Genomic DNA, 14,647 nt, shown 5'->3' with positions numbered 1-14,647 from the left:
CGGTCATTCTCTCTCGCGAAGATCGGATGTGCATCATGCATAATTTGTGTATGCAGCCATCGATGTGTATGATGCACAAGACTCGCGGATCGGCCGTGATGAGCTAGGCGCCCCTCGGGGCCAAGCTCTCGGCCGCCCGCGGCCCCAAGGTCACGCTCTCCCTCGGCGCCCTGGTCATCGCCGCCGGGTACGGCTCCTCGCTCGCCCTGATGGGCTCCACCGTGGGCCTGCTCGTCGTCACCCTCATCTGCAACACCGGCGTCGGACTCGCCTACGGGGCCATGCCGGCCCTCATCATGGGCGCCGTCCCGCAGCAGGAGACCGCGTCGGCCAACAGCTTCAACACCCTGATGCGCTCCATCGGCACCTCCGTCTCGGCGGCCGTCATCGGCGTCGTCCTCGCCCAGATGACCACGACCCTGGGCGGCCACGTCCTGCCGTCCGAGGACGGCTTCCGCGTCGCCATGCTCATCGGCTGCGGGGTCGGCCTGCTGGCCGCGGTCGTCGCCTCCCTCATCCTCTCCAGGGCCCCGGCGGCGTCCTCGGACGACCCGACCGGCACGGAACCGGACGCCGCGCCGCGCGCCCCCGCCGCAACTGCCTGAGCGGCCGGCCGGACCCGCCGACGGTCGGCCGGTGCGGACCCGGCGCCACGGACCCGCGCCCGCACCGGCTCACGCTCAGCCCTTGCCGTCCTCGGCCGCCTCAAGTGTGAAGAGCGCCCCGTCCGGGTCGCGCACCACCACCGCCCGGCGGCCCTCGGCCTCCTCCGGGCCCCGTACACCGCCCCATTCGCCACCCGGCACCACCGTCCCGCCGTGTTCCAGGACCGCGGCCGTCGCCGCCTCGGGATCGGGCACCCGGAACCGGACCAGCCAGCGCGGACGCAGTTGCGGCCGGGGCGAGCCGGAGTCGACCGGGCCGCTGTTCAACCGGGCGAGGGCCTCGCCCTCACGCCGCAGCACCACCTTGTCCTGCTCGTACGACACCTCGAAGTGGCCGGGGCCCTCGTCCGTCCAGCGGAGCACCTCGCCGTAGAACACGGCCGCGTCGAAGGCGTCCCGTGTGTGCAGTTCGAGCCAGGCCGGAGCCGAGTGCTCCCCGATGTGCCAGTGGGACTCCGTCCGGCCCTGCCACACACCGAAGGCCGCGCCCTCCCGGTCGGTCGCGAGCGCCGCACGCCCCTGGGGCGGGTAGGCGACCGGCCCCACGCCGACGGTGCCACCGCGCTCCCGGATCCGCGCCACGGCCGTGTCGGCGTCGTCCACGGCGAAGAACGCCGTCCAGGACACCGGTACGGACAGCTCGGCGGCGACGGCCGCGATCCCGGCGACGGGCACCTCTCCCAGCTCACCGACCGCGTACTCCCGCTCCCCGCCGCCCCGCCGGAACGTCCAGCCCAGCACGGCCCCGTAGAAGCGCTCCGCCGCGTCCAGATCGTGCGCGTTCAGACTCAGCCAGCACGGTGCTCCCACCTCCTCTCCGGTCGTCGGCCCCGACACCGGCACCACCTCCTCGTCGTCCTCCGCGCTGCGTGCGCCGTGCGCCCCTTCCCCGATCCGCCGCCTCGCATGCGCGCGTTCACCCACGTGCCGCCGATCACCACCCGCCCGGGGGCGCCGACCGCCGAACGAGGCACCGCCTCTCACGCCGCGCCCCCGCGAGCGGCGTAGGCGCGGACGTCCGCGTCGGGATCGTCGGCCGCCCCCGCGAGCGCGCCACGGGCCGAGGCGTCGGCGCGATGCTCCAGGAGCGAGAGCACGGCCGCCTTGCGGACGTCCGCGTTCGGGTCGGTGAGCGCCCCGGCCAGGGCCGGGACCGCGACGGCGGCCGGAGCGGACCGGAGGGCCGTCGCGGCGCCCGACCTGACCTGCCAGGCGGCATCGCGCAGCGCCGCCGCCGCCCGCGCCGCGTGGTCCGGCGGGCAGCCGGTGCCGCCCAGGGCGCCCAGGGCCGCGCCGCGCACCAGCGGGTCCGGATCGTCGAGCAGCGGGGCGAGCGGACCCGGCGCCGGACGCCGCACGGCGGCCAGACCCCGGGCCACCGCGACCCTCACCTCCCGGGCCGGATCGCCGACGGCGGCCGCCAGCTCCGCGACCCCGTCCACCGAGACCAGCGCCCGTACCGCCTGCACCCGTACCTCCGCCACGGCGTCCCCGAGCGCCCCCGCGTACAGGGCGGCGTCCCCGAGCCGCAGCGCCCGCAGGACCTCCAGCGCGGCGGACCGCACGGTCGCGTCCGGAACGGCGAGCGCCTCGCGCAGACCGTCCCCGAGCACGGCTCCGGCGGGCAGGACCTCCACCAGCTCGCGCAGGGCGGCCGCGGCGGCGGCCCTGACCCGGGGGGCCTCGTCCCGCAGCCGCGCGGCCAGCACGGGCCCCGCGCCGACGGGCGCGGTCTCGCCGACGGCGGCCACGGCGGCAGCGCGTACCGACGGATCGGCATCGTCCAGATAGGGGGCGAGCGCGTCGAGGTCGGGGGAGTCCTCGACGAGCGAGAGCAGCCGCAGCAGACGCGGGGGCGGCGCCGCGGCCGCCGGCGCCTCGTCCGGGCCCGGAGGAGGCGTGCCCGGACGCGCCGGGGCCGACTCCCGGGGGCCGGCGGTGGCGACCGGTACAAGGGCCACCTCTCCGAGGTGCCGCTCCGGACCACCCGGCGGAGCGAACTCCGGCACCGGCACCACGTACGGCTCGACGGGACGCGCCGTGAACTCCATCGCCCCGGACGGCGACTTGCGCAGATCGAGGTGGTGGAGCCAGCCCGTGTCGTCCCGCTCCGGGTGGTCGAGCCGTTCGTGGTAGAGCCCCCAGCGGGACTCCGTCCGGGCGAGCGAGGCCCGCGCCGCCATCTCGGCGCAGTCCCGGATGAACGACACCTCCGCGCACCGCATCAGCTCGTGCGCCGTACGCGCCCCCATCCTGGCGATCTCCTCCGACATCCGGGTGAAGGCCTCGACGGCCAGGGAGAGCTTCGCGCCGGTCTTCGGCGGCGCGACGTAGTCGTTCACGAACCGCCGCAGCTTGTACTCGACCTGGGGCTGCGGCGGACCCTCGGGGTGCCGGAGCGGCCGGTAGACCAGGTCATGGGCCGCCGCGACCTGCTCGGGGTCCAACTCCCCCTCGTACGCCCGGTAACGGGAGGCGTCCTCGCCCGCCAGGTCGCCGAAGACGAACGCGCCGATCATGTAGTTGTGCGGTACGGAGGCCAGGTCGCCCGCCGCGTACAGCCGGGGCACCGTCGTCCGGGCGTGGGAGTCCACCCGTACCCCCGAGGCGGAATGCCCTCCGCACAGGCCGATCTCGGAGATGTGCATCTCGATGTCATGGGTCCGGTAGTCGTGTCCCCGGCCCTCGTGGAAGGTGCCCCGGGTCGGCCGCTCCGTCGTGTGCAGGATCGACTCGACGGCGCCGATGGTCTCCTCGGGCAGATGACTCAGCTTCAGGTACACGGGGGCCCGGTCCGAGGCGAGTTCGGCCGCGAACTCGGCCATCATCTGGCCCGACCAGTAGTCCGACTCCACGAACCGCTCGCCGTGCCGGTTCACCTGGTACCCGCCGAAGGGATTGGCGACGTAGGCGCAGGCCGGTCCGTTGTAGTCCTTGATCAGCGGGTTGATCTGGAAGCATTCGATGCCGGTGAGCGCCGCCCCGGCGTGATACGCCATCGCGTAGCCGTCGCCCGCGTTCGTCGGGTTCTCGTACGTCCCGTAGAGATAGCCGGAGGCGGGCAGGCCCAGGCGCCCGCAGGGGCCGGTGGCCAGGATCACGGCGCCCGCCCTGACGACGACGAACGCTCCGGTCCGGGTGTGGAAGCCGGCGGCGCCGACCGCCCGCCCGTCCTCCGGGTGGGTGAGGATCCGGACCGGCATGACCCGGTTCTCGATCCGGATCCGCTCCCGCATCTCACGCCGGCGCAGCTGACGGTAGAGGACCTTCTTCACGTCCTTCCCCTCGGGCATGGGCAGCACGTACGAGCCGGACCGGTGGACCTGGCGGACCGCGTACTCCCCGTGCTCGTCCTTCTCGAACCTCACCCCGTACGACTCCAGGCGCTTGACCATGCCGAAACCGCGGGTCGCCGTCTGCCGGACCGTCGACTGGTCCACGAGGCCGTCGTTGGCGCGGGTGATCTCGGCGACGTAGTCGTCGGGTTCGGCGCGGCCCGGGACCACCGCGTTGTTGACGCCGTCCATGCCCATGGCGAGAGCGCCGGAGTGCCTGACGTGCGCCTTCTCCAGGAGCAGGACGCTCGCCCCGCGCTCGGCCGCGGTCAGCGCGGCCATCGTGCCGGCGGTGCCGCCGCCGATGACGAGGACGTCGCAGGAGAGCTCGGTCGCGTCGGCGGGATCGGGCACGGTCAGGGGGGTGTCCACGGGGGAGCCTTTCGGAAGGAGTCGGAAGGAGTCGGAAGGAGTCGGAAGGAGTCGGACGGAGTCACAGGGAGTCGAGGACGCGGCGGCGCAGGGCGGCCGTGGCGGGCGCGTCCCGCGCCTCCCGCGCGCGCGGGTGCGGCACGTCCAGGACGTCCCCGGACCCGAACAGGACGACGCGGTCGCCGAGATGGAGGGCCTCGTCCACGTCGTGGGTGACGAAGACGACGGTCGCGCCCGTGCCGCGCAGGATCTCCACCAGGAGGTCCTGCATCCCGGCACGGGTGTGGGCGTCGAGTGCGCCGAACGGCTCGTCCATCAGGACCGCGCGGGGACGCCCGGCGAGGGCGCGGGCCAGCTGCACCCGCTGCCGCTGCCCACCGGACAACTGGTGCGGCAGCTTGTGGGCGTGCCCGCCGAGTCCGACCCGCTCCAGCCACTCCTGGGCGCGCCGCCGCCGCTCCGACCGGTGCACCCGGCGGATCGCCAGCGGCAGTTCCACGTTGCCACGGACCGACCGCCAGGGGAGCAGCGCGTCGTCCTGGAAGACCACGGCCCGGTCGGCGCCGGGGCGCCGGACCGGCTCCCCGTCCTGGGTGACCCGCCCCTCCAGCGGGGGCAGCAGCCCGGCGAGGGTGCGCAGCAGGGTCGTCTTCCCGCAGCCGGAGGGGCCGACGACGGCCAGCAGCTCACCGGGCGCGATGTGCAGCCCCACGGTGCCGGGCACGGCGCCGCCGACGTGGTGACCGAGCCGGACGCCGTCCAGGGCGAGTTCCGCACCGGCGGGGGCGGCGGACGGATCCCCGGGTCCGCCGGGGGGGTTCGCGGACCTCATGGCACCGGCTCCTTCTGGGGCAGGGGTACGGGGGCGGGGGTGGGGGCCGGCAGCGGATCCGCCGGGCGGCCCGCGGCGCGACTCCGGAGGCCGGACGTCCGCCGGCCGGCCGAGCCCGGCAGCCACGCGGTGACCCGGCGGCCCAGCGACTCGACCGCCGTGGAGGTGAGCCGGCCGAGGACGCCGATCGTGGCCATGCCGACGAAGACGCCCGGGTAGTCGACGACCGTGTAGTCCTGCCAGGTGCGGTAACCCACCCCGTACTCGCCGGAGATCATCTCGGCCGAGATCACACAGATCCACGCGACGCCGATGCCCACCGAGAGGCCGCCGAAGATCCCCGGCAGGGCGCCCGGCAGCACCACCGAGAAGAGGACCCTCACCCGGCCGCCGCCCAGGGTGCGCACCGCCTCCTCCCACACCGGGTCCAGGGCGCGCACGGCGTGCCGGGTCGACACGAGCACGGGGAAGAGGGCCGCCGCGCAGGTGATGAAGACGATGCCCTGCTCGTTGGTGGGCAGCAGCAGGATCGCGACCGGTACCAGGGCGATGGCGGGGATGGGGCGCACCACCTCCACCAGCGGGTCCAGGAGGTCCGAGGCCCACCGGGACCGGGCGACGGCCGTGCCGGCCGCCACGCCGAGGACGGCGGCGAGGAGGAAGCCGGCCGCGATCCGCCGCAGACTGTGTCCGAGGTCCTGCCAGTACGCCTCGGTGCCGACCCGGTCGGCGAAGGCGGTGGCGACCTCGCCGACCGTGGGGAACTGCTCGAACCGCAGCCAGAGGTTCACGTCCAGCGAGGTCAGCAGCTGCCAGAGGCCGAGGGCGGCGAGGGGGGAGGCCACCCGGACCACGCGATGAAGGGCACTCATGAGGCGAGCCTCACGGCGTCGGCGTAGGTGAAGGTCCGCGAGCCGGGGTGTCCGGCGACGTACCGTTCCGCCCCCGACCGGGTCATGAAGGCGAGCCACCGGGAGCCGTCCGCGACCCACACGGACCGGTCCGCGAACCAGGGCGTCCCGGTCACCGCGTCCGGCACGTAGGAGGCCCTGACCGAGGCGCCCCTGACGGCCCGGAGGAGCTGGGCGGGAGTGTCGAAGGTACGCGTAGAGGTCTTCCCCTTCAGCCACAGCTCGGGCTTCGGGGCGGCCGCCTTCGGGTAGGCGAGGTCCGGCGCCGCCCGCCGCAGCGGCGCCGTGTCCACGAAGGCGTCCACGTCGACGGCCGTCACCAGACCGGCCTCCTTCAGGACCGGTACGTCCTCCTCGAGCGCGGCGACCAGCTCCGGACGGAGCGTCGGGTCGAAGGTGGCGATGCCCTGCGCGCCGTTGTAGAGGTACACCACCTCCGCGGGCAGCCCGGTCTCCTTCGCCACAGTCTCGGCGGCCGCGACCGGCCGGGTCCGCAGATGGTCCGTGGCCCGGCGCTGGGCGCGGAGGAAGGCGTCGAGGACGGCGGGCCGCCGCTCGGCGAACTCCTGCCGGACCGTGACCCCGTGGAAGGTCGGCACGTTCAGCTCGGCGCCGTCGTACAAGGCCGTGGCTCTGCCCTGGTAGGCGAGGAGACCCGGCCAGGCGACGAACTGGGACAACGCGTCGACACTGCCCGCGGCCAGGGCCGAAGCCCCCACGCTGGGCTGCTGGTTGAGCTTGTGAACCTCCTTGGCCGGGTCGATCCCGGCACGCCGGAGCGCCCGCACGAGCGTCCCGTCGGAGGCCGAGCCGACGCTGCTCGACACCTTGCGGCCCTTGAGGTCCGCGAGGGATCGAAGGGGCGAACCGGGGGCGGTCACCACGGTGTTGAGGCCACCGCGCAGGTTGTATCCGGTGACGGCGACGAGTCGGGTCGGCTCCTTGAGCTGCTTCCCGCGGGCCGCGTTGATCAGCAGCGGAAAGTCACCCATCGACCCGATGTCGATCTTCCCCGCCGTCATCTGCGCCGTGATCGGCGCCCCGGTCGCGTAGTCCTGCCAGGCCACCCGGTAGGTCGTGCCGTCCTTCCTGCCCTGGGCGGCGAGTTCCTCCTCGAAGTGGCCGAGGGAGCGCAGCAGGGTGCCGGCGGTGACGGTGTTGATGGTCTTCGACTGGTAGCCGACGGTCACCGTGACCGTCCTCGCCCCCGCCGGGTCCCCGGCGCCCGACCACTCGCCGCAGGCGGTGACGAGGGGAAGCAGCAGGGCGAGCGGGAGGAACAGCGGGAGTCGTGCTCGGGACATGGGGGTTCGGCCTTTCACCGGAGCAGATAGGGCATGTTGACGGTGACCGCGCCGGTGGGGCAGCGGGCGGCGCACGGGCCGCAGTACCAGCACTCGTCCACGTGCATGTACGCCTTGCCGTCCTCCTCGCGGATCGCGAGCGAGTCCAGCGGACACATGTCGACGCAGAGCGTGCAGCCTTCGATGCACTTCGACTCGTCGATGGTCACGGGCACGTCGGCGCGCTGGGGGATCAGAGGCATGGCGGTCTCCGGGAAGGGGCGGATGGGGGACGGTGGATCGAGGTGTCAGAGGGAGCGGTGCAGAATGCCGCTCATGGTGATGCGGTCGCCGCGGAACCGGATGAACTCCAGGTCCACCGGACGCCCGTCGGGGAGACAGGTCAACCGCTCCAGCATGAGGACGGCGGCCCCGCGGGGCGCCTGGAGCACGGCGGCGGAGTGCGCGTCCGCGTTGACGGCCTCCAGGGTGATCTCGGCGTGCCCGAGCGGACCTCCGGTCAGCTCCTCCAGGAGGCGGAACACATCGGTGTTCTCCAGGTCGCAGCCGAGGAGCCGGCCGCCGATGTCCATCGGGAGGTACGACAGGTCGAGGGAGAGCGGCAGGCCGTCGAGCCGCCGCAGCCGCTCGACGCACAGCACGTCGGAGTGCGCCGGCAGCGCGAGCCGGTGGGCCACGGGGCCGGGGGCGGAGACCGGACCGACGGTCCGGATCTCGTTGGTGACCCGTCCGTGTGCGTGCAGGGTCTCGGCGAGCCCCTGGAGCCGGTTCAGGCCGTGCGGGAACTTCTCGCACACCACGACCGTGCCGACCCCCGGCTGCCGCTCGACGAGCTGCTCGCCGCGCAGGAGGTCAAGTGCCTGCCGGACGGTGTTCCGGCTGGCCCGGTGGTCGGCCGCGATCACGTCCTCGAGCGGCAGGACCCCGCCCGGGAAACCGCCGGCCAGGATCTGGTGGCGCAGCAGGTCGGCGAGCTGCCGCGCCCGGTCCGCGCGCAGCCGGCGAGAGCGGGCGGCGGCGACGGGACGGGCGGCGGGAGTGGGTTCGGCGGGCATGACAGGGAACGTAGCGGCGGGCCGCCCCGCATGGTGTTGCGGCGGTATTGCGCCACCTGACACCCCGTAGGAACCGCCCTGACCTGCGGTGATGATGGCCCGACGGAAAGATCCGCCACCCCGCCGCCCACCACGTGGACACCGTCCGCCCACGATGCGGAAGGGTCGGATCGCCGGCCCGTGACCTGGCGGCGGCGAGCCGTCGAGAGAGGGCGGTGGAGCGCCCCGAGGACCCGCTCCCCCCGGGTCAGGCGGAGTGCACCAGCCGGCCGCCGACATAGGTCCGCTCCACCCTGGCCTCCGCGATCTCCTCCGGCGGCGCCGTCAGGATGTCGCGGTCGAGGACGACCAGGTCGGCCAGGTTGCCGGGCCTCAGACTGCCCGTGTCGTCGAGACCGTTCACATGGGCGGCACCGGCGGTGTAGGCGGCGAGCGCCGTGGGGAGGTCGACGCGCTGCTCGGGATAGAAGATCCGGCCGTCGGCGGCCTCCGGGTCGCGGCGGTTCACCGCCACGTGGAGGCCCGCGAGCGGGTCGGGGCTGCTGACGGGCCAGTCGCTGCCGGCGGCCAGCGTGGCACCGGCCCGCAGCAGGTCCCCGAAGGGGTACTGCCAGGCGGCCCGCTCCGGGCCGAGGAACGGGATGGTCAGCTCGTCCATCTGCGGCTCGTGGGCCGCCCAGAGGGGCTGGATCGTGGCGACGGCCCCGAGCGCGGCGAAGCGGGTCAGGTCGTCGGGGTGGACGACCTGGAGGTGGGCGAGATGGTGACGGTTGCCGCGCCGCCCGTTGGCCTCCACCGCGGCCTCGACGGCGTCCAGCGCCTCCCGGACGGCCCGGTCGCCCAGGGCGTGGAAGTGGACCTGGAAGTCGAGGGCGTCGAGGTCGGTCACGTACCCGCGCAGCGCCTCGGGATCGACGAAACTCAGGCCCGAGTTGGCGGTGGCGCAGCCGCAGCCGTCCAGGTACGGGGCGGTCATCGCGGCGGTGAAGTTCTCCGCGACCCCGTCCTGCATGATCTTCACCGAGCCCGCGCGGAACCGCCCGGTGCTCAACGTCGCCCGCCGGTCGACGAGTTCGGGGATCTGCTCGGCGCCCCGAGCCCGGTCCCACCAGAGCGCCCCGGCCACCCGGGCGGTGAGCGAACCGTCGCGCGCGGCGGTCACGTACGCGTCCGCGGGATCGGGCCGCCCGCTGAACTCGCCGAGCAGGGCGTCCTGCCAGCCGGTGATGCCCAGCGAGTGCAGCAGCGGCACGGCACGACCAGGACCGGCCCTGCGTCGGTTCAGGGATGCGAGAACACGCCCACCATCCGCGCGGCGATCAGCTGGTGACCGTCATCATCGTGGCGGCCGTGACCGCGACCATCGCGGCCTGCATGTCACGGATCGCCCGGCGCACGCCCTCCGCCGCCCACTCGCCGGCCGTGAGCTCCTCCAGGCGCGCCGCGATCTCCTTGCGCGGCGCGTCGGGGAAGGCGAGGCGGTGCAGCTTGGCGCCGTGGATCAGAGCGAGGAGACCTGTGGTGCGGGCGTGATGCGTGGGGCCTTCGTGAACCACAGCGCCCAGCCTGGACCTCAGTTCGCGCTCGACGGAGCCGTCCGCCTCCGGATAGCGGGTGAGGGGGAAGAGGCCGAGCACCCTGTGCTGCTCCTCGCGCACCAGGCCCCGCTCGCACAGACTCTCGACCGTGGCCTTCACGGCCTTGCCATGGTCCTTCATCAGCCACTCGGTGACCTTCGGAGCCCTGCTCTTCTTCCCGCACCAGACGGTGAGCTGCCGCAGCCGCTGGTCGAGGAGGGGGATCTCGGTGGGGGTGGCGTCCGTCACCCGCACCCGCCCGTCGTCCACCGACACGCGTCCCGCCAGCACGAGATCGAGCAGGATGCCGCCCGCGACGGCCCACGCGGCGGACTGCCGTTCCTTCGCCGCCCCGGACTCGTCGTCCAGCGACAGCAGCATGATCTCCTCAGCGAGCGTGACCGCCACCCGATACCCCTTGCCTTCCACAATGCCCGTCCCCGGCGCCCGGACGGTCATCCGCCCCGTCCCGGCACCCTTCGCCTCTGAGGACGACCGACGCGGGCCTGTGGTTCCCTTCGCCGGGCCGCCACCCCTCGCGACCTGCGTCGTCGCCTTCGCGCGGGGGGCGGTTCCCGAGGCGTGACGGCTTTGGTCTGGACCGCAGCGGGCGGGGGCGTCAAGCTCTCGGTATGGACTTGGAGTTGCGGCACCTCAAGACGATCCGGGCCATCGCGGACGCGGGGAGCCTCACGCGTGCCGCGACCGCGCTCGGACTCGCGCAGCCCGCGCTCAGTGCTCAGCTCAAGCGGATCGAACGGGCTCTGGGCGGCGCCCTGTTCGAGCGGGGGCGGGAGGGCGTACGGGCCACGGCGCTCGGGGACCTGGTCCTCGACCGGGCCCGCGTGGTGCTGCCCGCCGTCTGCGAGCTCCAGGAGGAGGCGGTGCGCTTCGCGCGCGACGGAGCCGAGGGCTACCGGCTCGGCGGCACGCACGGGCCGCTGCTCGGAGGCCTCGTCGACCGGATCGCCCGCGCCGACCCGGGCGCCCTGGTCACCACGTACACCTCGTGGTCGGAGCGTGAGATCGCGGGCGGGGTCGCCGACGGACGGCTCGACTTCGCCCTGGTCGGCGTCTGCGGCGAGAGCGGCCCGCCGGAGGCGGGACGGCTGGCGTGGACGGAGGTCGCCCGCGACCCGGTGTACGTGATGCTGGCCGCCGACCACCCGCTGGCCCACCGGGCCGAGATCGACCTGGCCGAACTCGCGGCGGAGGCATGGACCGACGTACCGGGCGACGGCTGCTTCGGCGACTGCTTCGCCGCCGCCTGCGTGCGGGCGGGGTTCACCCCGGCCTGTGTGTACGAGACGGACACCGCATCCTGTGTGCACCTGGTGCAGGTCGGCCGGGCCGTCGGCCTGTGCCGGGCCACCTTCCCCGTCACCCCCGGCCTCGTCACCCGGCCCCTCGCCGGCACCCCGCTCGTCTGGCGGCACCTCCTCGGCTGGCATCCCGAAGGACGCGCGGCCGGGCGGGCCGCCGCCGTACTCGGCCACACCCGGGCCGCGCACACCGAGGCGCTGGCCACCAGCGCCGGCCGCTCACCCGCCCCGGCGTCCGCGCCCCGGGAGGGAAGCCCGCGCTGACGGGCGGGCCCCCTCGGAGCCTCCGCCATAACGCGGTGGCAGGGGCCGACCGGTAACTGCCGCTCCCCTCCTCGGGATCCCTACGGTTCCAGCAGATCCCCCACCGAGAACCGAGACCCATCACCGAGGAGACACCCCATGCTCCGACGACACGCCCGCACGGCGTGTACCGCCCTCGTCGCCGCCGGAATGGCGCTGACCGGACTCCAGGCAGGCTCCGCCGCCGCCGCCCCGGACGACCGGGGCGCGCACCGCACCGCGACCGTCAGGACCGCCGCCCAGACGCTCGGCGCCGACTCCGCCCGGCCCGAACTGCTCGACGCCATGCGGCGCGACCTGGGACTCACCCACTCCCAGGCCCTGACCCGCCTCGCCAACGAGGCCGAGGCCGGTGCCACCGCCGCCCGGCTCCGCCAGGGCCTGGGCGGCGCCTTCGCGGGCGCGTGGCTGGACGGCGCCGAGGCCGGCACCCTGACCGTGGCCACCACCCGGGCCGCCGACACGGCCGCGATACGGGCCTCGGGCGCCCGCCCCCGGCTCGTGACGCACAGTCTGACCGCCCTGGAGCGCGCGAAGGAGGCCCTGGACCGGTCCGCCACCGTCGACGCACCCGTCCGGTACGTCGACGTGCGCGCCAACGTCCTGGTCGTCGAGGAGACCCGAGCGGGGGCGGGCGAGCGGCTCGTCGGGACCGCCGGCATCCCGCGTGACCTCGTACGAGTCGTCCGCACCGGTCAGGCTCCCCGCCCGCTCTACGACATCCGGGGCGGCGACGCCTACTACATGGGAGGCGGCGGCCGTTGCTCGGTCGGCTTCGCGGTCACGCGCGGCACCACCCAGGGCTTCGCCACCGCCGGTCACTGCGGCCGTGCGGGCACCACCACCAGCGGGTTCAACCAGGTCGCCCAGGGCAGCTTCCAGGGCTCGGTCTTCCCCGGCAAGGACATGGCCTGGGTGGCCGCCAACTCCAGCTGGACCTCGACCCCGTACGTCAAGGGCGCGGGCGGCGCGAACACGCAGGTGACCGGCTCCGTCCTGCAGCCCGTCGGCTCCTCCGTCTGCCGGTCCGGCTCGACCACCGGCTGGCACTGCGGCACCGTGCAGCAGCACAACACGAGCGTCACCTACCCCGAGGGCACCATCTCCGGGGTGACCCGCACGACCGTGTGCGCCGAGCCCGGTGACTCCGGCGGCTCGTACATCTCCGGCAGCCAGGCCCAGGGCGTCACCTCGGGCGGCTCCGGCAACTGCTCCAGCGGCGGCACGACCTTCTTCCAGCCGCTGAACCCGCTGCTCCAGAACTACGGCCTGACGCTGAGGACCACCGGCGTCGACCCGGGCCCCGGCCCCGGCGACCCGGAGCCGGGCGGCACCTGGGCGGCGGGCAAGGTCTACGCGGCCGGAGACCTCGTCACGTACGGCGGCGCGAGCTACCGCTGCCTCCAGGGCCACCAGGCCCAGTCCGGCTGGGAGCCGCCGAACGTACCGGCTCTGTGGCAGCGCCTGTGACCGCTGACCGGCCGATGGCCCGCGCCGGTCGGTGACCGGGGGTGCCGCGAACCCGTGGGGGGATTCGCGGCACCCCTCCGGGCTGTCCGCCCGCTCAGGACTCCGCAAGACCTCCCCGCGCGACGACCTCCGCGTACCAGCGGGCACTGTCCTTGAGCGTACGACGCTGGGTCGCGAAGTCCACGTGCACGATGCCGAACCGCTTGCTGTAGCCGTACGCCCACTCGAAGTTGTCCAGGAGCGACCACACGAAGTACCCCCGCACGTCCGCCCCGTCCGCGAGGGCACGGTGCACCGCCGCCAGATGCGCGTGCAGGTACGCCACCCGCTCCGGGTCCTTCACCTGACCCGACGGGTCGGCGTAGTCCTCGTACGCGGCGCCGTTCTCCGTGATCACCAGCGGTACGCCCGGCAGCTCGTCCCGCAGCCGGATCAGGAGCTCGTGCAGTCCCGTGGCGTCCACCGGCCAGTCCATCGCGGTACGCGGACCGGGCGCGGGCTCGAACCGGACATGCTGCTCGGCGCCCGCCCACGGCGAGGGCGACTCGGAGGTGCCGGCCGCGACGACGGACGGGGAGTAGTAGTTGATGCCGAGCGAGTCGAGCGGCGCCGCCGCCGTCGCCAGGTCACCGTCCCGTACGAAGGACCAGTCCGTCACCGACGCGGTGTCGCGGACCAGGTCCTCCGGCAGCCGCCCGTGGAAGACGGGGTCGAGGAAGACACGGTTGGCGACCGCGTCGATGCGGCGGGCCGCGTCCACGTCCTCGGGCGCCGCCGAGAGGGCCCGCACCGCGTGGAGGTTGAGCGTCAGGGACACCTCCGACGAGCCCGGCAGCGCCCCGCGCAGCGCACGAGCCGCGAGTCCGTGCGCCAGGTTGAGGTGGTGGGCCGCGCGCAGCGAGGCGAGGGCGCTCGTCCGGCCGGGGGCGTGCACGCCGTTGCCGTAGCCGAGGAAAGCCGCGCACCAGGGCTCGTTGAGCGTCGTCCAGGTCGCCACCCGGTCGCCCAGGGCGTCCGCCATGATGCCCGCGTACTCGGCGAAGCGGTACGCCGTCTCCCGGTGCGGCCAGCCGCCCGCGTCCTCCAGTTCCTGCGGCAGGTCCCAGTGGTAGAGCGTCGCCACGGGCCGGATGCCGGCGTCGAGGAGCCGGTCGGCGAGGCGCCGGTAGAAGTCCAGGCCCTTGCGCACGGCGGGACCGCGCCCGGTGGGCTGGACCCGGGGCCAGGCGACCGAGAAGCGGTAGTCGGTCACGCCGAGCCGCTTCATCAGCGCGACGTCCTCGTCGACCCGGTGGTAGTGGTCGGCGGCGATGTCACCGGTGTCGCCGTTGCGCACCTTGCCGGGCGTACGGCTGAAGGTGTCCCAGATGGACGGCGTGCGGCCGTCCTCGGCCGCCGCCCCCTCGATCTGGTAGGCGGCCGTGGCGGTGCCCCATCGGAAGCCCTCGGGGAAGCGGAGGACGGTCGTGGTGTCGGTACGGGCGTCGAGCGCGGTCATGGG

11 protein-coding genes and 2 pseudogenes are annotated in these 14,647 nt (G+C 74.2%); 3 read left to right on the top strand and 10 right to left on the bottom strand.

What is annotated here, in order from left to right; translation table 11 throughout:
* Positions 1 to 107 precede the first annotated feature (107 nt).
* Positions 108 to 605: pseudogene (locus ACIRB7_RS13385) on the top strand (MFS transporter); the annotation flags it as partial.
* Between the two features lie 75 nt (positions 606 to 680).
* On the opposite strand, the gene ACIRB7_RS13380 reads toward ACIRB7_RS13385, so the two are convergent.
* The 9 genes and pseudogenes from ACIRB7_RS13380 to ACIRB7_RS13340 all read right to left on the bottom strand — a co-directional run bounded on the left by ACIRB7_RS13380 (position 681) and on the right by ACIRB7_RS13340 (position 10,459).
* Positions 681 to 1,475 (bottom strand): VOC family protein, encoded by a 795-nt coding sequence (locus tag ACIRB7_RS13380; RefSeq protein WP_403596797.1) that lies wholly within the window; start codon positions 1,473 to 1,475, stop codon positions 681 to 683.
* A 170-nt stretch (positions 1,476 to 1,645) separates the two neighbouring features.
* On the bottom strand, positions 1,646 to 4,372 hold the full coding sequence (locus ACIRB7_RS13375; RefSeq protein WP_403596793.1) for a fumarate reductase/succinate dehydrogenase flavoprotein subunit: 2,727 nt from the start codon (positions 4,370 to 4,372) through the stop codon (positions 1,646 to 1,648).
* A 61-nt stretch (positions 4,373 to 4,433) separates the two neighbouring features.
* Positions 4,434 to 5,204: an ABC transporter ATP-binding protein gene (locus ACIRB7_RS13370; RefSeq protein WP_403596790.1), complete on the bottom strand. Its 771-nt coding sequence runs from the start codon at positions 5,202 to 5,204 to the stop codon at positions 4,434 to 4,436.
* Positions 5,201 to 6,076 carry an ABC transporter permease gene (locus tag ACIRB7_RS13365; RefSeq protein ID WP_403596787.1) on the bottom strand — a complete coding sequence of 292 codons (876 nt, stop codon included), beginning with the start codon at positions 6,074 to 6,076 and terminating at the stop codon, positions 5,201 to 5,203. Before ACIRB7_RS13365 ends, ACIRB7_RS13370 begins: the two co-directional genes overlap by 4 nt.
* Complete coding sequence (locus ACIRB7_RS13360) at positions 6,073 to 7,419, bottom strand: ABC transporter substrate-binding protein (protein WP_403596784.1); 1,347 nt, start codon at positions 7,417 to 7,419, stop codon at positions 6,073 to 6,075. Before ACIRB7_RS13360 ends, ACIRB7_RS13365 begins: the two co-directional genes overlap by 4 nt.
* Positions 7,420 to 7,433: 14 nt before the next feature.
* The gene (locus tag ACIRB7_RS13355) at positions 7,434 to 7,661 is read right to left on the bottom strand and encodes a ferredoxin family protein (RefSeq protein ID WP_403596781.1); all 228 of its coding nucleotides are present in this window, start codon (positions 7,659 to 7,661) and stop codon (positions 7,434 to 7,436) included.
* Positions 7,662 to 7,706: 45 nt separating this feature from the next.
* Positions 7,707 to 8,474, bottom strand: coding sequence for a GntR family transcriptional regulator (locus ACIRB7_RS13350; protein WP_403596778.1), 768 nt, complete (start codon positions 8,472 to 8,474; stop codon positions 7,707 to 7,709).
* Between the two features lie 247 nt (positions 8,475 to 8,721).
* Positions 8,722 to 9,750 (bottom strand): annotated as a pseudogene (locus tag ACIRB7_RS13345) (amidohydrolase); the annotation flags it as partial.
* A gap of 43 nt (positions 9,751 to 9,793) precedes the next feature.
* Positions 9,794 to 10,459: a GPP34 family phosphoprotein gene (locus tag ACIRB7_RS13340; protein ID WP_403596775.1), complete on the bottom strand. Its 666-nt coding sequence runs from the start codon at positions 10,457 to 10,459 to the stop codon at positions 9,794 to 9,796.
* 224 nt (positions 10,460 to 10,683) lie between these two features.
* Here ACIRB7_RS13340 and ACIRB7_RS13335 point away from each other — a divergent pair, with 224 nt between their 5' ends.
* Together ACIRB7_RS13335 and ACIRB7_RS13330 are read left to right on the top strand one after the other, a co-directional pair.
* Complete coding sequence (locus ACIRB7_RS13335) at positions 10,684 to 11,637, top strand: LysR family transcriptional regulator (RefSeq protein WP_403596772.1); 954 nt, start codon at positions 10,684 to 10,686, stop codon at positions 11,635 to 11,637.
* A gap of 138 nt (positions 11,638 to 11,775) precedes the next feature.
* Positions 11,776 to 13,146 (top strand): carbohydrate-binding protein, encoded by a 1,371-nt coding sequence (locus ACIRB7_RS13330; protein ID WP_403596769.1) that lies wholly within the window; start codon positions 11,776 to 11,778, stop codon positions 13,144 to 13,146.
* Between the two features lie 94 nt (positions 13,147 to 13,240).
* Here ACIRB7_RS13330 and ACIRB7_RS13325 read toward each other — a convergent pair whose 3' ends face one another.
* A complete protein-coding gene (locus ACIRB7_RS13325) occupies positions 13,241 to 14,644 on the bottom strand; it encodes a GH1 family beta-glucosidase (RefSeq protein ID WP_403596766.1) in 1,404 nt (467 codons plus the stop codon).
* Between the last annotated feature and the right edge of the window lie 3 nt (positions 14,645 to 14,647).

The sequence above is a fragment of the Streptomyces sp. NPDC093795 genome (assembly GCF_044764665.1).
Taxonomy (GTDB): Bacteria; Actinomycetota; Actinomycetes; order Streptomycetales; family Streptomycetaceae; genus Streptomyces.
This window is presented reverse-complemented; position numbering and strand designations above follow the sequence as displayed.